Raw genomic sequence first — 23,391 nt, forward strand, 5'->3', positions numbered from 1 at the left:
TTTTTAAGATTCCTCTTGTTCAATTTTAAATCCGAAAAAACAAATTCTCAAGATTTTTTTATGACAGATTTCTTTTATGGCAAATATTCTGGTCTTATGTTCTTTAGCGCTTTAAAAAGTCTTTCTTTCTTTTTTCTGTCTCCGCCAGTCAAAAGTTCAAGCCGGCGGCGGGCATCTTTTCTTGTGCTGTTATCCTGATACGTGCAAGTGCATGTCCATCCAAAATAGCCGCCTTTTTTAGAATGTTCAACAATTGTCTGAACGCCAGCGTAGCAAAGCGGGCGGATAATTTTTACAGGATATTTTTCGAGTTTTAGGGAAGGCGTCATTGTGCTGAGCTCGCCTTTATTCAAGGCATTCATCAGCAGAGTTTCTAAAATGTCGTCAAGATGATGTCCAAGCGCAATTTTGTTGAATCCGTTTTTTACCGCGAAGTTAATAAGTTCTTTTCGGCGCAAGTTTGAACACCAGTAACAGCTCATTTTATATCCGTCGCTCAAGCGTCCTGTTACATCTACAAAAATGGATTCTACAGGGACATTCCAGTCTTTAAAAAGTGTCTGAATGTCAGGAGGAAGTCCGCCGCCAAAATCTGTCTGAATATTCAATGCCAAAAATTCAAAATCGGAATTTTTTCTTTTTTGACGGTTTGCAAAATATTCTATGAGCGCAGTGGAGTCTTTCCCTCCAGATGCGCCCACAAGAATTTTGTCGCCTTTTTCAATCAGTTTATAGTCAAAAACTGCCTTGTCAATCAGATTGTATAAAAAAGGCTGCGGCATTTTACTGTCTTTCTACCAATGGTTCTTTTACAAGGCGATATTCTGCCGACAAGCCGTTTTTTAAATTTGCAATTGTAAGAATTTCTGTTCCATTTTTAACTGCCGGAATTACATAAAATTCTCCGTTAAAAAGCTGGATGTATTCGTGTTCAAAAGACATTGCATCTGCTGGTCCCATCATTCTGGTCATGGCAAAACCGCCTTCGCCGTTTCCAATATTTTCTGAAAGCTTTATATTTCCATTAAAAATATTTACTCCAGCTTCTCCAGAAACAAAAAAGTCATCCTTTTCTTTTTTTAGGTTTAGCACAACATCGCAAATTGCCTGTGCTTCATCGTTTTTATAAAAAGAATTTATTCTCCATTTTCCTTCTATTGTACCCTGAGCCAAAATTTCTCCATTCTTTACTTCGATTTTATAAACTATTGTATCAAGCGCTTTGTCTGCTTCAAAAGGACGTTTGTAAACAAAAGTTAAATCCGTAGTTCCGTCTTTTAAGGCCTTCACCGAATATTCAAATTTCGAAGGCGCGCCTGTAATTCCATCTTTTCCAAGATATGTTACTTTTTCTTTTATGCTTACAATCTCTTCATTTGTAAGAGTGTTTTCCCAGGAATATCCGGTTGTTTCGTTTCCCTCAAGAACTATTTTTAGTTCTTTTGAATTGCCTGCGTCCAAACTGTTCTTTGTCGAAGCGCATGAACTTGCCGCAAAGACTGCAACTCCTGCAAAAATCAAACTGAATAACGCTGGTGTTTTTTTCATTTTGTTACCTCATTAAATTTATTTTGTATCAGCTATATAAAATAAACAAAAAATCTTACGTAGAGCAACATCTATTACAATTATTTTATTATAAGGCTAGTCAATGTTAAAAGAACTTACTAAAAGCCGCGCGACAACCAGCATAAAAATGATTCTTTCTTTTGGAAAGGTTTTTGCCGGTTTAAAGACGTCAAAGCAGATTAGCGTTTTTTTGTTGCATAATACTTCCAAAGTTGATGATATGCAGTTTTCTTGATAAAAAACATATTTTTCCTGCGAAACTGAATCCAAAACGTTCGTATTGTCTAAATGTAAATAATCAAATTTATTAAAAAACGAAAAATAGTTTTCTTGCTTTAAAGCTTTTTCTCTAAAATTCTTTTCTGTGCGGCCTGCGCTGCAATAAAGTTTGTGTGTTGAATCATAAACCATAATCGTGCTTATGCCGAGATAATCGACCAATTTTTGAAGAATTTGCTGCAGTTCGTTTTTGCTCTTTTTTTCATGAATTGCTTTTAAAATTTCAAATACATCGTCTGCAGCTTCGTTGTAAAGCTGTCCGCTTGCAATTTTGTTTTCATTCTGTCTGTTCTGAATAAAAACATAGTCATGAAGCTCAGGTTTATAGATTATATAACAGTTGCGTCCTTTGTTTTTGGCAATGTAAAGGCATTTGTCGGCAAGATTAAAAAGCGAATCATAATCTTTTGTGTTTAACGGAAATCTTGCGACTCCCATTGAACAGGTTACGGTGCTGCCGGGTTCAATTGAAGTAATATTCCACTGAATTCCTGCGCGAATATTTCGCGTTATATTGCGAATATCGTCTTCTTCAGTTAAATCAAGCAAAACTAAAAATTCATCGCCGCCAATTCTTCCAGCAATTCCTTTTGTACCGATTGCGTCTTTTATACAATTGGCAACAGTAGTAAGAACCCTGTCACCAAAATTATGACCAAATGTGTCGTTGCATCCCTTAAAATGGTCAACATCAATTATAATCATTGAACACGGAACTTTCTGTCCGTTGATTTTTTTGATTGCAATTTCGGTTATTGCCTTTTTGTTGTAAAGTCCAGTTAAACCGTCGTGACTTTCAACATAAGCATTTTCTGCAGGTGCAATTTTCTGTCCAAAATTTACGTAGCCAACGACAATTGTCTTTTTGCGCGTGCTTGCCCGAAGTGTATGAACCGTAAGCATTTTTTTGTCTGTCTGCAAAAAATTGTAGTATTTGCCAGTTTCTAAGTTGCGAATATTTGCAAGCATGGCAATAAGCTGCTTGCTTTCTTGTGTGTACATTTTGTTAATATGAAAAAAATTCTCGAAAAATTCTTTAAATTCATCGCAATTTCCGACAAATATAGTATTAAGGTCTTTTGTGTTTTTTACGGTGAACTTTTCACATTCGTAAATAAAATAATATGCATCGAAATTTTGAAGAAGAGTTGAATATTCCCTGCTTTCCAAAAGCGCTTTATCCAAAATCTGCCGCGAATATGAAAGCTCTTCAATGCTTACCTCAAAAAGATTGTCGCCTGTCTTTATAACTGTAAAAATACAAGTTATTAAATAAAGCCTTGCCCTAAGTTTTGCAACAAAACTGGCAGATTCATTTGAAACTTCCGGATTAAAATTTGAAAGAAAATGTTTAAAATTTTCTGCGTCATTTTCTGAAAGGAATTCGGAAAGATTTATGCCTGAAACTTCTGTTTTACGAAGGAAAACAGAAAAAGTGCGGTTTCCTGCTTTTATACTTAAATCTTTGTCTATGGAAAATGAGATGTCACTTATACGTCTTGCGTTTTGAACATCCAAGACCGCCCCCCCCCCCGCAAAAAAATGCGCCTTATTTCTTAGTTTAGCACAGTTTTCTTATAAAGCAAATAATTTTTTTATAACTTGCAAAAAAAATCAGTGCAAGGCCAGCCTAATCTTGAAAGAAAATTGCGCCTCAAATAAAAAATCGTTCATCTTGCTTGTTATGGCTCTGTTTTTTTACGATAATTGAACTATGACAAGAAATGACAGAAATCAACTAATTGTATGGTTTTGGCTTGGTGCTTTTATTTTGTTTACTCCGCGGCTATGCGCGCAGACAATGGCTGCAAACACGGAAAATGCCGCGGCAAACCGACAAACTTTTGTTGATTACGGGAAAAAATATATTGGCCGCCCTTATGTAAATGGCGCAATCGGCCCAAATTCTTTTGATTGTTCAGGATTGATTTATACAGTTGCAAGAGAATCTATCGGTTATCAACTGCCAAGAACCGTAAAAAGTATTTATTCGTTTTGTAAAATAATTGACGAATCTGAGCGCGAACCAGGAGATTTAGTTTTTTTTAAAACAACAGCTTCTGAAAATCCGAGCCATGTTGGGATTTACATTGGAAACGGTCAGTTTTTAAATGCGGCTTCTGACGGCCCTAACACTGGCGTAATTTTAAGTTCCCTCAAAGAAAATTATTGGAAAGGCAAATATTACAAAACCGGCCGATTTTTGCCGCCTTCAAAAATTTTAGCCGAAAATAATACTGCTTCCAATAAAAACTTCGAATCCGTTTCTAAAGCCAATTTTTCTGGAAAAAACAACAATTCCAGCCAGACAAGCCGGCAAAATGGAAATTTTACGGACAAAATCGTTTTGGACGGAATGTTCTGTCTTGACTGGAACTTTTTTACTCCTGATAATTTTATGCTTACTTTCCGCGGAATTGCTGGAACTGTGCATGCAACTTACGAAGGAAAAAATCTAAAACCTGGAATCGGAACAACTGTGCGTTGGGACAGCGGAACTGGCGTAGTTCAATTGCCGTTGCTTTTTAGCCTTACAATGACCGACTATATGCGAATTTTCGCAGGTCCTGTCTTTACAATCGGAACTCCGTATCTTCCAGGAAACAACGACGAAAGAATAAAAGCTTCTGTTTTTCCAGGAATTTTGGGAATCAGTTTTAATTCACCTTCTTTTAAAGCTGGAAAAACCGACATAAGTTTTGAGCAAGATATTCACTACACAGTTTTTAATGACACCGATGGAAGCGCATTAAACGCTCTCAAAAGTTTTGCAACCGGACTTGTTTTTTCTTCTGGCGTGCGTGTAACCATTCCGTTGCGCAAATTGATTAAATAAAGAAAAGTTTTTGAGGAATTTATGAAATTTTTTAAAACCAAAATTTTTGCCCTTATAAGTTTTTCTCTTTTTTTAGTTTCGTGCTCGCCTTCAATTTCTGTCAAAGCAGAAAATTCTGACTCCGCAACAATCGCTTTTTCGGCGAATTTTTCGCTGTCGGCAAACGCAGCTTTTAAGGAGTTTCTGGATTTGGCTCAAGAAAATTCTGATTTAAACGAAAATGCAAATTCAACCCTATTCTCAAAACAAGAACTTGAAAATTTTCTGATTTCCGCTGGCGCAAAAAATGTTTCTGCAAATGTCGAAAAAGACGGAAAAACAAGCGGCTCTGGAAAAATCGAAAATCTTTCTAAATCTCTTCTTGCTTCATCAAAAATTCTTTCAAAAACTCAGTCGTCGCTCACTTTTTCTTTGGGACCGGAACAATTCAAGTCAATTTACGAAAAACTGGACGAAGAAACTCAGGGCTATTTTGATCTTTTGATGATTCCGTGTCTAACCGACGAAAAAATGAATGTTGAAGAATACGAAAATCTTCTCTCTTTTGTCTACGGTCCGGACTTGGCAAAACAAATCGTTTCTCAAAATCTTCAAATTGAATTAAAAAGTCCCGGCTCAAGAAAAATTCTCTCTCAAAAAATCCAACTTGGCGAACTTTTAACACTCAACGAACAAAAATCGTGGTCAGTTTCGTGGTAATCCGTTAAAATAAAGCTATGGATACAGAAAACCGCTTTATTGCTCTCGAAACAAAAATTGCTTTTATGGACGATTTTATCAACAAACTTCAGAACGAAGTCGTAGAGCAGCAAAAATTGATTGAAATTCTGCGCGAAGAAAACAAAATTCTTTCAAGCAGAATTATGGATTTGTCGGAAAACATTGAAATTCCAAACAGAAAACCGCCTCATTACTAGATTTTTTAATCGAAGGACAGGATTATGGCAAATTTAAGCACAAACAAAAATACAAAAACAAAAAAAGATTTTGGCCACGAAAAAATTGAAATTCTTTATTCAGACGAAACAATCTGCGTAATCAACAAGCCTTCTGGGCTGCTCAGCGTTCCGTATCCTGGAAGCCGGGTCAGAACGGCGCAAAGCATTCTCGAAGAAATCATGCACAAAAACGGAACTTTCAGCAGTTCACACAGACCATTTGCTGTCCACCGCCTTGACCGCGACACTTCCGGCGTAATGCTCTTTGCTCTTACCGAAAATGCGCAGAAAAAAATTATGGACTCCTGGCATCAAATAATAACAGAACGGCTTTACCGCGCAGTTGCAGAAAATCCGCGCAGCAAAAAACTTATTTTGCCGAATTGCGGTTTAATCGATGATGAACTTGCATTTAACGCCCACAACGTTGGCTTCGTTCCAAGAGAATCCGAAAACTCAAAAAATAATTCCGACTCTTATGGCGAAAACCGCTGTTTTAAAACTGTTCCGGCACGCACAAACTATAAAATTTTGCAGTCAGGTCCAACACATACGCTTTTTGAGCTTTCGCTCGATACAGGAAAAAAGAATCAGATTCGCGCTCATCTTGCGTCAAAAGGCTATCCTCTTGCAGGCGATGAAAACTACAGGGCAAGAACCGACCATTTTGGCAGACTTTGCCTTCACGCCAGAACTTTGGAATTTATCCATCCTTTTACGGGTGAAAAAATGAAATTTGAAGTTCCTGAACCAGAGGCCTGGCTCGAATACGTAAAAAGAGGCGATCCAAATCCAAAAACTCCGCTCTGGATTGAATCCTTAAAAAATTCTTTCGATAAAAAAGGCGAACGCTTCCACGGAAGACACGAAATTTCAGTGGATTTAGGTCAAAAACGCCTGAGCAAAAAAGATCGCGCCCATATGAATTTCATTGAAGCAGGAAAAAAAGAAAGAAAATAAAAAACTGGACGTTTTTGCGTTCAATTTCTCTATAATTCTCCAATATTTTGGATTAAATCTGTAGGTGTAAGAGCAAAATTATTTTTTATTTTGCAGGCAGCGAGAGAGTGGGCAAGGCAGGCTGTAATTGCGGCGTCTTTTGCTTCGTAATTTTGAGCCAAAAGCGCGCAAATCATTCCTGCAAGCGCATCTCCGCTTCCACCTTTTGCAAGCGCTGGAGAACCAAAACTATCAATAAAAAGATTAAAATCTTCTTTTGCAGAAAACACACCAATTGCAGAATTTGAGCCTTTTGCAACCAAAACGGATTCAGGAAAGCGCCGGCAAAACTTTTCGACAAGTTCAGAACGCCGAAAAATACATTCATCAACACTGTAATTTCCAAAACCGCAAAGCCTCAGAAGTTCGGAAAATTCTTTTGGATGAGGAGTCAAAACACAGCCTTTTGGGCGCCTCTCCAAAATTTCAAGAATCAACGGAGAATATAGAATATCCGCATCGAGCACACAGCGCACATCTGGCGAATCTAAAAGAAATTTTGCATAAAATTCAGTGATTTTTTCGTCATAGCCAAGTCCCATTCCAACGCAAAGCGCGCTAAGCCGTGGACCAAAATTATTTGCTACAAGAAATTCCATCGAAAGACCTGGAATTGGAGTTTTTGAAAAATTCTCCTCTGGACGAATAAGAGTTACAAGACCTGCTCCAAATTTTAGGCAGGCATTTGCTGCAATAATGCTCGCTCCGGATTTTTCGCCGCAAGCAATATAAGCGTTTCCAAAGCTTCCTTTATTTACAAGATTGTCTGTCCGATACGGCAAAATCATATCTTTTTGTTCAAGAAGGAAAAGATTTTTTTGACTTTCTTCCAAATTTTCAGCAGATTTTTCAAAAAGTTCTCTCGAAATGCCAAGTTCGCAAACCTTTATTTTTCCTGTAAAATTTTTTGCCATGTCGCTGTAAAGACAGAATTTTTGCGCGCCCATTGTAAGAGTAATATCAGCCTTAAAAACAGATTGCGCCAAAGTTCCGTCGGCATGAAGTCCTGTCGGAACATCGCAGGCAATTTTTAAACATTCTGAAGAATTTACAAAAGCAAGAAGCTTTATGAGTTTTTCGCCGGTTTGATCTGTAAATCCGCCTTTAAAACCGCTCCCAAAAATGCAGTCTACAACAACAGCCGAATTCAAATTTTCTGAAAAAAAACTGTCCGGTTCCAAAACCGAAACTCCGCACAACCTTGCGCGTTCAGCCTGCAAAACACAAAGTGACGATGAAGGCTTGCTGCACTCAAAAACATAAGTTTTAAAAAAACCAGAAATCAGTCTGGCCAGCGCATAGCCATCGGCACCGTTATTGCCGCTTCCGCACAAAATTAAAACTTTCTGAATTTTTCTAGTTAGCGAAATAGAGCAAATTTCGTTTTTAATGGCAACAGCCGCATTTTCCATCATAATTTCTTCGGAAAGAGCATATTTTTGTCGGCAGACACAATCCAAAGCGCGCGTATCATAAAACATTTTTTGCATAAAAAAATTATAGCACGAAAAAACAAAAAATGTGAAAAACTAATTTTACGTGTGCGCGCGAGCGTCCGCTTTTGCGGATAGAGCGTTAGCGGAACCCTGGAAAGCCGGTTTTTGCGGCAACTGGACGGTTCTAACTGACAAATTTTCTTTTTCGCTAATTGCGCTCCAAAAATTTATCCAGCTTGATCCGATAATCAATTGAAATTTTAGGTTTCCGTGTCGCAGCACGAAAATGACGCATAACTGACTGTTTTTTCCAATTTTTAAAATCCAGGCTAAATTACTTTTTTTTCAAGCCATTTTTTGCCACAAAAGCGCGCGTAGAACATAATTCCGCGGAAAATCCAGTCCAAAAACATTCCAATCCAAATGCCAAAAAGCGCAAGATGTGTGTTTCCCGGATAAATGTGCAAAATCCATTTTGAAATCAAAAAACTGCCAAGAACGCGGAAAAGCCACATGCTTATATTTGAAATTATCATCGTATACTTTGCATCGCCTGCTCCACGAAGAATATTTGGCATTGTAAAACTCATTGGCCAGAAAATTATATTTGCAACCATACAGGCGCGGATTACAAGCACGGCCAAACGTTGAGCTTGCGGCGTCAAATTGAAAACTTTTGTAACAAACGGCGCAAGTCCAAAAACCACAATTGCCGTAACAAACATTCCGCCGTAAGACAAAAGCATCATCTTTCGGCCATAAGATTTTGCCTGTTCTTTTTCGCCGGCGCCAATGCACTGACCGACAATCGTTACACTTGCAAGACCTATTGCATTTCCCGGAATATTTGAAAAACTCGCGACTGTGTTTGAAATTGCATTTGCAGCAATTGCCGTAATTCCAAAACTGGACATAAACGAATAGACAAGGGTTTTTCCGATATGAAAAACAGAATTTTCAATTCCACTCGGAACTGCAATTTTTAAAATTCGCCCCATGAGTGAAAAATCAAACTTCGGTTTCCAGATTTTTTCTAAAAAAAGCGGCCATTTTTTTTGGCTTAAAATGCAAAGCATTACAACGGCGGCAATGCCTCGGCTTACGAGAGTTGAAATTCCTGCTCCGGCAACTCCAATTTTTGCTCCGTAAATCAAAATCGCGTTTCCAGCAATATTTGCCAAATTCATTATAAGGCTGACTTTTAAACTTATTTTGCTATTTCCCATTGCCCGGCACAACGCAGCGCAACTGTTATAAATTCCAAGCAACGGAAAACTAAACAAAATCCAGACAAAGTAAGTTAGCGCATTGTCCATAATCTGCGGTTCAAGCGCGCCAAAAATTCCGTTCAAAATAATCCGGCGCAAAGGCAGACATATTGCTATAAAAAACACTCCGGCAATCACGCACAAATTTAGAAGTTGTTTTGCAGAAGCCTGAGCCTTTTTTTGTTCTTTATGACCGAGATATTGACTTGCAACCACCGCTCCGCCAGTAGCGAATGCAGCAAAAAGTTGAATTACAAGCTGCCCAAGCTGATCAATCAAACTTACTCCGCTAACGCCAGCTTCTCCGACAGAAGAAACCATAACCGTATCGCAAGCACCGATTGTCATTGCCAGAAATTGCTCTGCAACCAAAGGCCAGATTAAGCGATTGAGAAAATTTTTACTGAACAGCTGATTTACTGGTTTTGCCTGAGCTTGCATTCAATTCACTTCTTATTTTTTTTCGTTCAAAATCGCAACGTCCATACGGTTAAACGGAATATTGATTTGAGCCTCGTTAAAAGCTTTTAAAGTATTTACTGAAATATCGCTTTTTGTCTGCAAAAAATCTTCTATTTTGCTCCAAACAATAATGTTCAAATTCACTCCGCTGTCTCCATGAGTTGTCCAAAGCACTTTTGGAGAGTATTCCGGTTTATCAAGAACAACAGTCGGACATCGTGCAGGAACAGTTTTTGCAACTTCCATAACCTTGTCAAAATCGCTGCCATAATCAACACTGGTTTCAAAAATGTAGCGTCTGTACGGAAAAGCCGAATAATTTTTTAATTTTGTATTTATTATTGTTGCATTTGGAATTCGCACAAGCTGGTTGTCGCCAGTATGAATTTTTATCGAAATTATTCCTATTGAATCAATCGTTCCAGAAATCCCGTCAACTTCTATAAAATCGCCGATTTTCATTGCCTTGTCGGTAACAACAAAAAGACCGGAAATCAAATTGCTTACGGAAGTTTGCGCTGCAAAACCAATGGCAACTCCAGCAATTCCTGCAGCGCCCCAAATTGCGCTCAGTTTAATTCCAAAGAGTCCGAGAACATACATTACGATTAAAACGTAAAAACAATAACTGACTGCCTTTACAATAAGCGAAACAGTTTTTTTCTGCAAAGTTTTTGAAGCCGTTTTTTTTACAAAATGCCTGATTATGCGATAAAACACCCAGAAAATAAGAATTGCCACAACGCTTGTAATCACTTTTGCAAGATTTGCCCAAGTAAAATAAGCTGACAGTTCATCGAGATGAAACAGCGACTTTACTTCATTTGCCGTTCCATTTGCAAGTGCAATCGCACCGTTTGCCGCTTCCGCAATTACGCTTTCTTCCATTTTTATTATGCCTCCAATAAAAAAATACTAAATTTTTTCCAAAACTTGCAATTCATCATTTTATCAATTCAAAAATCAATTGTCTTAAAGACTTCTGCCGTTAAGACACAAATCTCTTATCAAACATTCATTGCACTTTGGATTCCGGGCTGTGCAAACATAGCGGCCGTGAAGCAAAAGCCAATGGTGCGCATGCTGCAAATATTCGGCAGGAATATTTTTTAAGAGCGAATTTTCAACCTGCTCCGGAGTTGAGCCTTCTGCCAGCCCAATTTTCGGACAAATCCGCAAAAGATGCGTGTCGACCGGCATTGTATTCTGACCAAAAACCACATTCAAGACAACATTCGCAGTTTTTCTTCCAACTCCCGGCAAAGACATAAGTTTCTCTCTGGAATTTGGAACAATTCCGCCAAAATCTTCAATCAGCTTTTTAGAAAGTGCAATTATATTTTTAGATTTATTTTTCCATAAACCGATTGGTTTTATAAACTCAATCAATTTTTCCTGACCAAGGGCAACAATTTTTTGAGGTGTGTCGGCAGCTTCATAAAGCGGTTTTGTATAAAAATTTACGGATTTGTCGGTTGCCTGAGCGCTCAAAACTACAGAAACAAGCAAAGTAAACGGATTCTTAAAATCAAGTTCGCTCTTTGGATTCGGATTTTGAACCTTAAAACGTTCCATAATTTCAACAATCTGCTGCTTTGAAAGAATCATTTTTCCAACCTTGCAAAATCACAAAAAAAACTATTTTGCTGAATCCTTTGGAAAAGTCGCGAGCAAAACCGCAATTATCGCACAAGGAATCGTAACCAGCGTAAAACAAAAATTTCCAAGTTTTTCAAAAAGCTTAAATCCGGCAAAAATTCCAAGATAATAGCCGGCAAGAACCGCGCCATAAAACTGCGCCTTCAATTTAAATTCACTTTTTCCGTTACAAAAATATTCCGTCAAGGCACTGATTGTCTGCTTAAAATTATTCGTGCAAAAATTTGTCGAAGCCGCATAGCCGTAACTTCCCGAAAAACTGCTCCACTGAAGCGACATTGCAAAAAAAGTAGGATAAAGATAAACAACCTTTGGCAAGTCTGCCGGCAAAAGCCACATTAAAAAGCCCATCGCCACATCAACCAAAAGAGCCGCATATTTTACGTTAATTTTTGTGTGTTCTTTGGCAAAAGTAACAAAAAAAATCGGCAGAGCAAAAATTAAAACACCGACAAACCTAAGTCCAAACTCAAACCAGTCTTTTCCAATTAAAAGACGCACCATTTCTATTAAATGCGTCGTCTGAGAAGAACCAAAACTCTTTACAATGTTCTCCAGCGGAAAAACCGTCAAAAAACCGCCGCAAAAAGCAACAATATAATGAATATGCGCATCCCGTTTTGCCTGCGGCGTAATTCTCGAATCAATTTCAACAGCTTTTGACTTCATTTTTTTATTGGCGTTCCCCGACATTCTGCCGGGTCGCTATGTCCGTGGTTCGCTACGCTCATTGCGGAGCAGTTTCGCAAAACTCAACCGCCCCGCAACTCCGCCACTCCCAGCGCTAACGCAACACCTCTTTTTTAAGTTCTTCAACTTTGTCAGTTTTTTCCCAAGGGAAACCTTCGCGTCCAAAATGTCCATAAGACGCCGTTTTTCTGTAAATCGGCTGTTTTAAATTCAAAGTTTTGATAATTCCAGCCGGTGTGCAGTCAAAAATTTTCTCTACGGCAGCAGCAATTTTTGAACGCTCAGCTTTTTCAGTTCCAAAAGTTTCCACAAGAATCGAAACAGGGAACGGAACTCCAATTGCATAAGCAAGTTCAACTTCCACTCTTTCGGCAAGTCCCGCGGCAACAACATTTTTTGCAATGTAGCGTGCCATATAAGCAGCCGAACGGTCAACTTTAGAAGGATCTTTTCCAGAAAAAGCTCCGCCGCCATGACGGCCCATTCCGCCGTAAGTATCGACAATGATTTTTCGGCCAGTCAAACCAGAATCTCCATCCGGGCCGCCAATTACAAATTTTCCAGTCGGATTTATAAAGAATTTTGTATTCTCGTCCAAAAGTCCAGTTGGTTCGAGAACAGGTTTTACAATCTGATTGATAATAGTTTCTTTTATTGTCGCATAATCAACGTCAGGATCGTGCTGATGAGAAACAACAACCGTGTCAATGCGAACAGGCTTGTTGTTTTCATCATATTCAACAGTAACCTGAGATTTTGCATCCGGCCTAAGCCAGCCAATTGTTCCGTTATGGCGAAGCTCATTTGCCTTTAAAAGAATCTGATGCGAATAATAAATCGGAGCAGGCATTAACGATGGAGTTTCGTTGCAAGCAAATCCAAACATCATTCCCTGATCACCAGCTCCCTGTTGACCTTCGTATTCGTCAAGTCCTTTACCGACAACGCCTTGATTTATGTCCGCAGACTGAGCATGAAGACGGTTCATAAAAAGACAGTTTCTGCCGTCAAGACCAACTTCTGGCGAAGTATAGCCAATGTCAACAGCAACCTGACGTGCGATTTTTTCGATATTTGCATTAAATTCTTTAGGATTCACCTTGTAATTCTGAAAACCAATTTCGCCGCCAACAAGCAAAAAGTCCGTTGTAGAAAAAGATTCGCAGGCAACGTGGACATCAGGATCAAGCGAAAGGCAATAATCCAAAACAGCATCAGAAACCTGATCGCAAAGTTTATCCGGATGGCCTTCGCCAACCGACTCAGATGTAAATAAATAATGATTTTTGTTAGAAAGACTGCTCATAGCCGAGCCTCCATTTTAGCAAGATTTGCCGGTTCAAATAAACCGGTCTCCGCTCTGCAATTTAGGTTAAATCGGCGGAATTTTTTTATCTGTTCGCTTTTTAATATATAATTTATTGGCAAGTCGGACAATAAGTTGTATACTTCTGAATGAATTTATAGCAAATAATTTTTAAAATGCCCCGCAAAACATAAAGTTTTAGGGTAAATATACTTTTTAAAGGAGAATGTCATGGCATTAAAAAAAGTTTATTCAGCAGACGCAACAAAATGCAAAGTGACTTTCATTGTTGAAAAAGAGGCCGCCCAGGATGCAGCAACTGTATCTCTTGCTGGAGATTTTAACAGCTGGAGTTCAACAGAAACTCACCTAAAAAAATCAAAAGACGGTTCTTTCTCTGTAACACTCGAGCTCGATGCCGGAAAAGAATACCAGTACCGCTATCTTATGGACGGCAAACGCTGGGAAAATGACTGGAAAGCCGACAAATATATTCCAGCGCCTTTTTCAAACACAGACAATTCAGTTGTAATTTGTATTCCTTCAGAAGCAAATTTAAAAACTACGGCAAAAAAGCCAGCGGCAAAAAAAACAACTAAAAAATCTACTGCAAAAAAATAAACAAAAAAAAACGGTCAAAGCACACATTGCATTTTGACCGTTTTTTTATTTTGGGTGGCTTTTTGCATTCGCAAAAACCGGGCTATCCAGGGCTACGGCTCTCGCCTCCGGTATTTTTGCAAGCAAAAACACGCGCTATGCGCCCCTTCCTATCCCTGCCACTTTAATTTAATCGTCAGATTTTAACCATTTTCCAAGAGCCTGAGCAATTGCCTCAGGATTTGCCATAACCGACTCCCTAAGCTTTTCTTCTTCAGAAGCGGCTGTTTTAATAAATCCATGCGGAACATCCTTATAAATTCCACGAAGCTCCCCAAAACTTTTAAGTTCCTCAAGAACAGCAATTTCTCTGTTTACCTGAGTTTTATCTTTAGGATTGTAAATTTTTCCGTCATAACTGCGAAGTTTTTTAGTAGCAGCATTGATTTTTTTAAGTTGTTCAGGAGAAAAATTAAGCTTTTCAAGAACAGCCTCGCGCGCTCCATTCCCCAGTTCCGCAAGCAAAATAGCAATTTTGTCATATCCAGTCATAAAACGACCTCCCAACCGCAAAACATTATAAACTAGAAAAAAAATCCTGTCATTTTATTAAAGAAAAATATGCTTTTACTTGCGCAAAACCCGTTTATTTTTCGTGTGCGCTCCCGCGCACGTCCGGGCTTGCAGCCCGGATTGGAAGGGCGCGAGCGTCCGCCTTGGCGGATGAAGCGTTAGCGGAACCCTGAAAAGCCGGCTAGACTGTGCGGTGCGCTCCTAATTTAATAGGTCAAATTTCGAGTTTTAATAAAAATAGCTGCTAAACAGTTATTCCTATGCCAACAAGGCTGTCATTGCTGTGCTTGACACCGCGATGTTTGCATAGCTAACTCGATTAGCAATCTTTCCAATGGATTATCGGGTCAAGCCCGATAATGACACTAAAATTTAAAACTCGAAATTGAGCCTAATATTTAATTTTTAACGATAAAATCGTACCGCTCAGCAAAATAGTTTTTATTTTTTGTAAATTTTTTGATGACGACAAACCTAAGCTTGAATTTGCGGAACTACTTAATTTTGTTTTTAGTCCATTTTTTGCAGTATCTGTCAAAAGAGGAAGAACAAATAGTCTTGAAAGTCTTAATTCTGGCTCAACGCGCTTTAATTTTAAAATTGTTTTTGCGTTATATGACACGCTTAGTTTTCCGGCAAAGAATCCACAATTTGTAAAATCTGCAAAATCAAAGTCTTTTGAAGCTACAGAACCGTCAAAAAAAATATTTTTCTTATATTTATATGAATAATTTGCATCCGGCTTATTAGCAAAACAATGAAAATAATCTGTATCAAGCCGAACTTTTAAGGACGAACGCTTATATTCATAAGAAAATCCAAGTCCAGCAACATAAAATTTATCGTTCAAATGCCCATAAATCCTTTCGTAAGGAAAAAAGAAATAGTCTTGTGTTTCACTTGTCGCAAGAACCGAACCAAATATCTCTGCATAACAATAAAATAGTTTTATTGAAAGAAAATGCCTAAAATCAATTTTTGTTTCTGACCCCAAAATATCCTTTTCTGCTTTTAATCCAATAAAATTTCCACTGCCTGTTCCCAACTTTTCTTTTATTTCCGTGTTATCTGCCTGAATTTTTGCTTTAATTTTTCCTCCAAAAAACGAAAAATCAAATCCATAAGGAAGCGAAAATTCTGTTTTTTCGAAAAAAAATCTTATATTTTCCGGATGTCCAAAAAAGTAATACAGATCGCCCCAATCAAATCCGCCTTTTCCGGCAAATAATTCGGAAGAAAGTTTTATGCTTTTAGAAAAGCAATAATTTACAGAAGTGTAAAATCCAGCAAAATCTCCGTTTTCCAAAATAAAACGCGGTTTTCCATTTAAAATTTTAGTTTTGCCTGGAATATTTACTCCAAACGCACCTGCAGAAAAATCCAGTTTTTTTAAGCCGATTTTTATTTCTGCATAACCTGAATAAAACTTCCCCTCAAATTTTGACAAATCTGGTTTTGCGCCAAGAAAACCTCCAGAAGCACTTAATTTAGAAAAATAATTTGATTCTGTTTTTAAAGAGCCTTCCGCCGTTGCTCCAAAAACCGGAAAAAACAAATCTCCGGCAAATGAATTCAATTCAAAATTTTGCGACGACAAAAGCGATGAAAAAAAAATTAAAATTGAACAAATAAACGTTTTTTTTAACTTCATAAACACAAAAAAGCCGCAAGACTTTGTGAAGCGAAGTTCATAAAGACAATGCGGCTAAAATTAGACTGAAAAAGATTTTTTAGACACTAAAACATTTTGTTTTCAGCAAAAAATCTTACTTATCAGCTATAAGAGACTTTATATCGTCCGCAATCTCGCCGTCATGGTAGAAGTTGTAGACATAAAGACCAGAAAGAACACCAAGCTCCTGAGCAAAATAGTAACTTTGTGAAGAAGAGCCTATACAAATGGCTGGAGAAAGTTCTCCAAAATCAAATCCACCAAGTACATTCTGAAGAGGTGTCATATAAATTCTCAAACCAAGACTGTGACTGTTAGAAATTTCATCGCCATGCTTTAGAATATATTTCATAGTTTCAGAATTGAGTACCGAAGATTCCATCGATAAAATAGTTTCACCAGAATCATTTTTTAGTTTATTAGTTGCTTTAAAATATTCATCATATGTTTCTGGATCATATTTTTCTTCAAGAAGACAAACATCAGCCATTCCGTCGGTATTTCCAATAAAATTCTTCAGCGCAAAGTTGCTTGCATCAAAAAGTTTTCCAATGTCGATATACAATGAGCCGCTTGCAGGCCAAGAAGCCGGCAGGCCGTCAGTTTCCGGAATATAGAATTTTCCGCCATCTGTAATTGCGGCTTGCAACTGAACGGCGCCTTCACGCAAAACTTTGTATTCGTTAAGAACATCGGTCAAAGCTGTCGGATAGCCGTAGTCTGCCGCATTTGCAAGAATGTCGTCATAGGCTGCAATCAAGTCGCTTACAGCAGACGCAAAGTGCTCTTTTGAGGCCGCCATTTTTTCAGTGCTTCTCTGGCTCATAAATCCGTTTGCAAGCGGGTCTATGCTAGCGTCATATTGCAAATATTTTTCAAAGACTTTCATTGCAGCGTCTTTGTCTGCCCAGTCGAATTTAAGGAATGAAAGGTCGCTGTTCAAATTGTATGACTGCGCGTACTCAACTGTCGACTTCAGAATATTGAATGAGGTCTTTATAAGGGCAAGCTCTGCCTTTCCAAGTTTTACGCTTGTGTCTCCGACAATTTCTGTAAGACCAAAATCCTCGATTACGCGGCTAGGAATTTTAACACTTCCTGTAACTGCATCGATTTTTTTGCAGGCATCTTCATATTCTGAGCTGAACAAAACATTGTACAAATCATCAAGAGCATCATTTAAGCCTTTTGTGTTTCCATTCAAGATATTTGCAAGAAGAAGCTCGCCAAAGTAGTTGCTAAACTTTGAATTCTTGAACCATTCCGGAACAGAAAGTGTCGGGAACATAGCCTTTTTATAATATGTGTAGTCAACTCCATCCCAACTACTGCTGCTATATGACTGATAAGAAGCAAGGCTTTCGTCTGAAAGATTCCCAATATACACATAATATTCGCCGTTCTCGTCAAGCGTGTAAGTATAATATTGAGAATATGATGAAGAGCCTTTTGTATCTTTTTCATAATATGCAAGATCTCCGAGACTTGGATAAAAAGTCTTGCCTTCTATTGTTGCTTTTTTATAGATGCTATGGTAAGAAACAGTATTTGAAGAATATTCAGCAGCAGGAGTTATATTAACTTTGTAATAAGTGGCATAGTTATCAGTAGATTTCGTAAAATCTTCATATCCAAAAATCCAATCCTTATCCTCATACTTAATATACTCTGTCGCGTCAAGCCAGTCTGGCCTAAAAAGAGCGTTCATTGTCGCAGGATAGTTTGTAATACCGAGGTGTTTTTTAACGAAATCTGCAGTGGTTTGTTTTGTGCTTATTGAGGCAAGGCTTGCAAGAGCCGAATAAACGCGCGTCTCATCGTTGGCTTCTAATTTATAAGCCTGATTGAATTTTGTAATTGCCAAGTCAAAATTTGCATTTTCAACAGCAGTAATTCCTTCTTCGATATACTTTGAATAATCTTTTGTGCTTGTTGTAGTTGTAGTTTTGCCGCTTGCATCGGTCGTTTCTGTTGTAACTTTTCCGTCAGCGGTTTCTGTAACTTTTACAGTCTCGGTTACTTTTCCATTTTCATCTTTTTTGACTGTTGTTGTTACTGTAGAGCCGTCAGACATGACTTCTGTTGTAGTTACAGAGCCATCTTCATTTGTAACAGTGCTGGTATCTTTTACAGTAACTGAATTAGAGCTCCCCCCCCCCTCGCCATCATCATTTTTACAAGAAACAAATGCTGTACAAGTCAACAGCATAACCATAAGACTTACTAATAAGCCCTTTCCGAGATTTTGTTTAAAAACTCTTATCATTCTCTTTCTCCTTAGAAAACTCCGCGTTAACGGTGAGCCCCGATTGAGCAAACTGTAATGATAAAAATCACAGGAATGTAATTTTTATCATTCCTCCTCAGAAAAGCAGATTTTTTAATACTGCGATTTCTAAAAAGAACAATAACATAGTGTTAATGATTTTTCAATGAACAAGAATTTTCTTTGCACGATGCTCCAAATTTTATGGAACATAGATTACTTCGCGCGGTTTTGAGCCGTTTTGAGGGCCTACGATTCCTCGTTCTTCCATTTCTTCTACGAGGCGGGCTGCACGGTTATAACCGATTTTGAGTCTGCGCTGAAGATATGAGGCACTTGCTTTTCCTGACTGCACAACAATTTCTAGCGCCTTGTCGTAAAGAGGATCATCGCCTTCGCCAAAGAGTCCCAAATTTCCGTCATTCTCTTCTTCGTCATCTTCAACAAAAATTTCATCGTCAATATAATCTGGCTCTCCATACTGTTTTACATAATCCACGACTTTTTCAACTTCGTCATCGCTAACTAAAGTTCCCTGAATTCGCACTGGGAATGGATCTGTTGCGCTGGCATAAAGCATATCGCCTTTTCCCAAAAGTTTTTCGGCTCCAATCTGGTCAATAATGATGTTTGAATCCGTACGGCTTGCAACCATAAATGCAATTCGGCTTGGAATATTTGCTTTTATAAGACCGGTGATTACGTTTACTGACGGTCGCTGAGTTGCCAGAACAAGATGAATTCCAACTGCACGCGACATTGCCGTAAGCCGTGCAACTATTGATTCAAGTTCGCGGCCTGTTGTTGCCATCAAATCTGCAAATTCATCAATAATTACTACGATATATGGCAGTTTTTCCTGCATGAGATGCCGTTCTTCTATGCGTCGGTTAAAATTTGAAATATCGCGCACTCCCATGTTATCCAAAAGCGCATATCGGCGTTCCATTTCGCAAAGACAATACTGAAGCGACTGCAATGCCTTTTTTGGCTCGGTAATTACAGGAGTTAAAAGATGCGGAATATCGTTGTAAAGTTTTAATTCTACGACTTTCGGGTCAATCAAAATCAATTTTACCTGATTAGGATTGCGTTTGTACAAAATCGAAAGAATAAGCGAATTTACACAAACCGATTTTCCAGAACCGGTTGAACCCGCAATCAGAAGATGCGGAGTTTTTGCAAGATCGATTAAACGAGGCTCGCCGGAAATATCTTTTCCCAAAATTACAGGAATCGCCATCTTCTCAAAAGCCGGATTTTTCTGTTCCATAATTTCACGGAAACTTACAACTGCGCGATTTTTGTTCGGAATTTCGATTCCAACTGCCGATTTTCCCGGAATTGGCGAAACTATGCGGACAGAAGTTGCAGCAAGCCTAAGCGCAATATTGTCCTGCAAGGAGCGGATTTTGTTTACATTTACGCCAGGAGCCGGAAGAATTTCAAACATCGTTACAACAGGTCCTTTTCGGATTCCTGTAACCTTCACTTCAATATTGAATTCAGCAAGAGTCTGAGCCAAGTCGGTAGCTTTTTTCTTTGTCTCGTCATCTACAATCCAATATTCGCCGTTATCATATTTTTGCAAAATTCCTTCAACTGGAATTTTATAATCTGCAATTCTGAGCTTTGGCTGCGGTTTTTCTGGCTGAACATTTTCGCTTTCAACTGCATCTTCTGGCTGAGTTTTTGCAACTGCCAGAGCAGAAGTCCGGGCCGACAAGGCAGAAGAATTTTTTGCAGGAGAAGCTTGTTCTTCGCGGAGAATTGAATTCTTTTTTTCAAACGGCACACCGTTACTGTCTACAACAGGCTTTGCCGTCGGATTAAATTCAAAATCCGAAAACGTGCTGTCAAAATCGTCATCGTCCGCTTTTTCCGCATTTTGCGATAATTCTTCATTTTTTTGCTCAGGCTGAGTTTCAAAATCAGAAGTTTTCTGCGCAATCATTGGATTTTTTTTAGCGTCACTGTCCATTTTTGCAAAAATCGAGGCAAAACTGTTGTTTCTCTGCTCAACAAAGCTTGAAAGGTCGTCGTCTCCGTTTTCGCAATCCAAATTATCGTTGCCAAAACCGTCATCATCGTCTTTGTCAAAATCGTCTTCAAAACCAGTATCGTCCTCAGAACTTTCACCTTCATTTTCAGGCTCATTTTCCGCAAAACCGGCACTTTCGTTCTCAAAGCTTTCTTCTGTTTCCGGAATTTTTGGCATTACCGGCAGATTTTCAGTTTCGCCTTCCGCAAATTCAGTTTCTGTTTCCGGCTCAATTCCGTCCTGAACTTCAAATTCGTTTTCCAGCTCTAATCCATCTTCCGGTTCAGCTTTGTCTTCCGCAAAATCTTCATCGCCATCAAAAATCTCAGCATCATCAGCATCAAAGTAATCTTTTACATCATCTAAAATTTCAGTTTCGTTTTCATCCGAAAGAATTTCGCCTTCCACTTCTTCTTCATTTTTTTGTTCCGAAGAATAATCAAAATCTTCAAAAGGCTGATTTTCCAATTCGCCGTAATTTTCTTCGTTAGTAGCTCCAATTTCCGGAGTTTTCAAAATTTCGCCGTCAGAATTTTCCAAAAAATCCGCATCCAAAGAATCCGAAATTTCGGTTTCGTCAGAGTCGTTCATAAAATCATCAGTCAAATCCGGCAAATCAAAATCTTCATCGCTTACAGGAATTTCTTCTTCGATAAGTTCAAAAGAATTTTCTTCATTCTTTTCGGAATCTTCTTTTAGTTTTTGAGCCTCATTTTCATCCTGCTCATCAAAAATATGTTCAAAAGGATTTTCTTCAATTTCTGATTTTTCGCCGGCTTCAAGCTCATTTTTTTCTCCGCTTTCCAAATTTTTTGGAATTTCAAGGCCAACATTTTTTTCTTTTTCCGGCTCGTCCCCAAAACTTTCAATTTCTACATTTTGTTCGTTATTTTTCGGCTCAATTTCTTTGTTTTCCGCATTTTTTTGAACTTCGCCCGATTTTTCGCCAAAAATGGCCTTTTCTGCGTCAAAATTTTCAGCCGCCAAACCAGAATTTTCGTCTTTTTGAGCAAATTCTTCAATTTCGCCAAATTCATCAGAATTCTCGTCAAAATCAATTTCTTTCTCTTTTTTTCCAGCGTTTTCAATAACATCGCCAATCATCGAAAGAACCAGATATTCGACAACGACAATAATCGCTCCAGTCACAAGCGCAACCAAAAGTTTCATTACAAGCACGTCGCCCGAATTTTCCGCAATAAGCATCCGGCAAATATGTTCAACCGCATCAAGAGTAAAAAACGGAATCACCGAACCTGCAAGCACAACGCCGTTTCGCACGTGCCAAGAACGCATAAAACATTCAAAAGCGGCAACCAGCAAAAACAGAGGAATTAAAACTGAACAAATTCCGTAAACTCCTGTAAAAAGTTTTCCAAAACGCCACAAAGCAGAAAAACGCGCCGTCTCGAGTCCGCAAAAATCCAAAAGCACAAATAAAAGCGAAATACAGAAAAAAGCGGCAATGGCATAAAGAATAAATCCGGCAACCGCCGAAATTTTCAAATTTTTATTCATCAAAAAACTCCACGAGAATTTTCAGTTAAAGTTACTTTTTATTTATCGGCCAAAAAAAACCGAAGTTTAGAATGATTTTGAACCTAAAAAAGCTGGAAAATTTCCAATTTTAAAAATTCAGACCAAATTTTTCCGACCGCGTCCGGCTTTTCACGGTTCCGCTTTCGCTCCATTGCTGCGCAACTAGCGCCGTTACAATCCGGGGTAAAACTTCCGCAAAAAGCTCATTCACTTTTCGCGCCTTTTTGTCCAGTTTTTACAAAACCTTCTATAATCTATATTACAATTTGTTCATTTATCTTATAATTCTTCTAAAATGAACAAATTTAAGTGCCACTTTTGCACAATTTGCAACGGAACAGGCTGCATCGACCAGCTTCCAGGCATGGGCGGCGTAAACCGGAACATAAATTTTCGTCTCAACTGCGACGGATGGGAAGTTCTCCGCAAAGAAAATCCTCTCGTCTTTATAAATTTTATTGAACGCCCAGTAAACGAACGAATTCCTCAAATTGCCTTTGCGCCAATCACTGGAGCAGTCGAAAACATCGGTTTTTCCAGCGAAGAAGAATATTACAGCTCGATTTTTTCAGCAATCCATAAAAGCGGCATTGAACTTTGCGCAGGAGATGGATTTCCAGACGACAAAATCAAATTCGGCCTGCAGGCCATAAAAAAAATTCAAAAGACCGACAAAAATGCAAAGGCAAATTTCTTTATAAAACCTTTTCAAAACAAAAAAATTTTTGAACATATCGAAATGGTTCTGCCGTTTGCAAAATCAATCGGAATCGACATAGATTCTTACAACATTGCAACAATGCAAAATCTTGTTCCGCTCGAAAAAAAATCTGCTTTGCAGCTACAGGAAATAAAAAAATTCTTGCACTCAAAAGACATTCCTTTCGTTTTAAAAGGCATTTTTGACAAAGACGGAATAGAAATCGTTAAACATGTCAAACCAGATGCCGCTTACATTTCAAACCATGGCGGACGCATTCAAACCAAAATCGGCTCAACTGCCGAGTTTTTGCAAAATCACGGCGAAGAACTAAAAAATTACACAAAAAAAATCTGGGTAGACGGCGGAATCCGCACAGCCCTCGACGTAGCAACAGCCATGGCTTTCGGTGCTGATAAAATTTTAATAGGACGCCCCTTTGTAACCGCTTATTGCAAAAACGGCGAAACCGGAATTTGCCAAAAAGCCCTCGAATTCAGCCTTTTGCAGTACGCAAAATAAAAAAAGACTGTCCGAGCCGGGCAGTCTTCTCAATTT

The 23,391-nt window shown here is 38.5% G+C and carries 19 protein-coding genes; 6 read left to right on the top strand and 13 right to left on the bottom strand.

Annotated features, from left to right (window positions below; translation table 11 throughout):
* Positions 1-74: 74 nt before the first annotated feature.
* The 3 genes from B3Y13_RS03375 to B3Y13_RS03385 all read right to left on the bottom strand — a co-directional run bounded on the left by B3Y13_RS03375 (position 75) and on the right by B3Y13_RS03385 (position 3,366).
* Positions 75-782: a tRNA 2-thiocytidine biosynthesis TtcA family protein gene (locus tag B3Y13_RS03375; RefSeq protein ID WP_296019448.1), complete on the bottom strand. Its 708-nt coding sequence runs from the start codon at positions 780-782 to the stop codon at positions 75-77.
* A 1-nt stretch (position 783) separates the two neighbouring features.
* Positions 784-1,548, bottom strand: coding sequence for a protease inhibitor I42 family protein (locus tag B3Y13_RS03380; RefSeq protein WP_296692731.1), 765 nt, complete (start codon positions 1,546-1,548; stop codon positions 784-786).
* A gap of 96 nt (positions 1,549-1,644) precedes the next feature.
* Complete coding sequence (locus B3Y13_RS03385; RefSeq protein WP_296019453.1) at positions 1,645-3,366, bottom strand: GGDEF domain-containing protein; 1,722 nt, start codon at positions 3,364-3,366, stop codon at positions 1,645-1,647.
* A 196-nt stretch (positions 3,367-3,562) separates the two neighbouring features.
* Here B3Y13_RS03385 and B3Y13_RS03390 point away from each other — a divergent pair, with 196 nt between their 5' ends.
* The 4 genes from B3Y13_RS03390 to B3Y13_RS03405 are packed head-to-tail and all read left to right on the top strand — an operon-like array spanning position 3,563 to position 6,582.
* On the top strand, positions 3,563-4,684 hold the full coding sequence (locus B3Y13_RS03390; RefSeq protein WP_296692735.1) for a C40 family peptidase: 1,122 nt from the start codon (positions 3,563-3,565) through the stop codon (positions 4,682-4,684).
* Positions 4,685-4,705: 21 nt separating this feature from the next.
* Positions 4,706-5,383: a hypothetical protein gene (locus tag B3Y13_RS03395; RefSeq protein WP_296668572.1), complete on the top strand. Its 678-nt coding sequence runs from the start codon at positions 4,706-4,708 to the stop codon at positions 5,381-5,383.
* A 17-nt stretch (positions 5,384-5,400) separates the two neighbouring features.
* Positions 5,401-5,601: a SlyX family protein gene (locus tag B3Y13_RS03400; protein WP_273329324.1), complete on the top strand. Its 201-nt coding sequence runs from the start codon at positions 5,401-5,403 to the stop codon at positions 5,599-5,601.
* Positions 5,602-5,625: 24 nt separating this feature from the next.
* The gene (locus B3Y13_RS03405) at positions 5,626-6,582 is read left to right on the top strand and encodes an RluA family pseudouridine synthase (RefSeq protein ID WP_296668570.1); all 957 of its coding nucleotides are present in this window, start codon (positions 5,626-5,628) and stop codon (positions 6,580-6,582) included.
* Positions 6,583-6,611: 29 nt separating this feature from the next.
* On the opposite strand, the gene B3Y13_RS03410 is transcribed toward B3Y13_RS03405, so the two are convergent.
* The 6 genes from B3Y13_RS03410 to metK form a co-directional block, all read right to left on the bottom strand.
* On the bottom strand, positions 6,612-8,111 hold the full coding sequence (locus B3Y13_RS03410; protein WP_296692737.1) for an NAD(P)H-hydrate dehydratase: 1,500 nt from the start codon (positions 8,109-8,111) through the stop codon (positions 6,612-6,614).
* 275 nt (positions 8,112-8,386) lie between these two features.
* The gene (locus B3Y13_RS03415) at positions 8,387-9,766 is read right to left on the bottom strand and encodes an MATE family efflux transporter (protein ID WP_296692739.1); all 1,380 of its coding nucleotides are present in this window, start codon (positions 9,764-9,766) and stop codon (positions 8,387-8,389) included.
* 12 nt (positions 9,767-9,778) lie between these two features.
* The gene (locus tag B3Y13_RS03420; RefSeq protein ID WP_296019473.1) at positions 9,779-10,675 is read right to left on the bottom strand and encodes a mechanosensitive ion channel family protein; all 897 of its coding nucleotides are present in this window, start codon (positions 10,673-10,675) and stop codon (positions 9,779-9,781) included.
* Between the two features lie 84 nt (positions 10,676-10,759).
* The gene (gene nth, locus B3Y13_RS03425; RefSeq protein ID WP_296019474.1) at positions 10,760-11,395 is read right to left on the bottom strand and encodes an endonuclease III; all 636 of its coding nucleotides are present in this window, start codon (positions 11,393-11,395) and stop codon (positions 10,760-10,762) included.
* Between the two features lie 30 nt (positions 11,396-11,425).
* Complete coding sequence (locus B3Y13_RS03430) at positions 11,426-12,115, bottom strand: YoaK family protein (RefSeq protein ID WP_296692742.1); 690 nt, start codon at positions 12,113-12,115, stop codon at positions 11,426-11,428.
* Between the two features lie 115 nt (positions 12,116-12,230).
* Positions 12,231-13,442, bottom strand: coding sequence for a methionine adenosyltransferase (gene metK, locus B3Y13_RS03435; RefSeq protein WP_296019478.1), 1,212 nt, complete (start codon positions 13,440-13,442; stop codon positions 12,231-12,233).
* A gap of 231 nt (positions 13,443-13,673) precedes the next feature.
* On the opposite strand from metK, the gene B3Y13_RS03440 reads away from it, so the two are divergent.
* Positions 13,674-14,063 (top strand): isoamylase early set domain-containing protein, encoded by a 390-nt coding sequence (locus B3Y13_RS03440; protein WP_296019479.1) that lies wholly within the window; start codon positions 13,674-13,676, stop codon positions 14,061-14,063.
* A 168-nt stretch (positions 14,064-14,231) separates the two neighbouring features.
* On the opposite strand, the gene B3Y13_RS03445 is transcribed toward B3Y13_RS03440, so the two are convergent.
* From B3Y13_RS03445 to B3Y13_RS03460, 4 genes are all read right to left on the bottom strand, one after another.
* Complete coding sequence (locus B3Y13_RS03445; RefSeq protein ID WP_296019482.1) at positions 14,232-14,594, bottom strand: hypothetical protein; 363 nt, start codon at positions 14,592-14,594, stop codon at positions 14,232-14,234.
* Positions 14,595-15,006: 412 nt separating this feature from the next.
* Positions 15,007-16,191: a hypothetical protein gene (locus B3Y13_RS03450; protein WP_296692745.1), complete on the bottom strand. Its 1,185-nt coding sequence runs from the start codon at positions 16,189-16,191 to the stop codon at positions 15,007-15,009.
* A 190-nt stretch (positions 16,192-16,381) separates the two neighbouring features.
* Positions 16,382-18,553 carry a hypothetical protein gene (locus B3Y13_RS03455; RefSeq protein ID WP_296692748.1) on the bottom strand — a complete coding sequence of 724 codons (2,172 nt, stop codon included), beginning with the start codon at positions 18,551-18,553 and terminating at the stop codon, positions 16,382-16,384.
* A gap of 202 nt (positions 18,554-18,755) precedes the next feature.
* Positions 18,756-22,112 carry a DNA translocase FtsK gene (locus tag B3Y13_RS03460; protein ID WP_296692750.1) on the bottom strand — a complete coding sequence of 1,119 codons (3,357 nt, stop codon included), beginning with the start codon at positions 22,110-22,112 and terminating at the stop codon, positions 18,756-18,758.
* A gap of 316 nt (positions 22,113-22,428) precedes the next feature.
* On the opposite strand from B3Y13_RS03460, the gene B3Y13_RS03465 reads away from it, so the two are divergent.
* Positions 22,429-23,355: an alpha-hydroxy-acid oxidizing protein gene (locus B3Y13_RS03465; RefSeq protein WP_296666618.1), complete on the top strand. Its 927-nt coding sequence runs from the start codon at positions 22,429-22,431 to the stop codon at positions 23,353-23,355.
* Positions 23,356-23,391 lie beyond the last annotated feature (36 nt).

The sequence above is a fragment of the Treponema sp. UBA7567 genome (assembly GCF_002476655.1).
GTDB lineage: Bacteria > Spirochaetota > Spirochaetia > Treponematales > Treponemataceae > Treponema_D.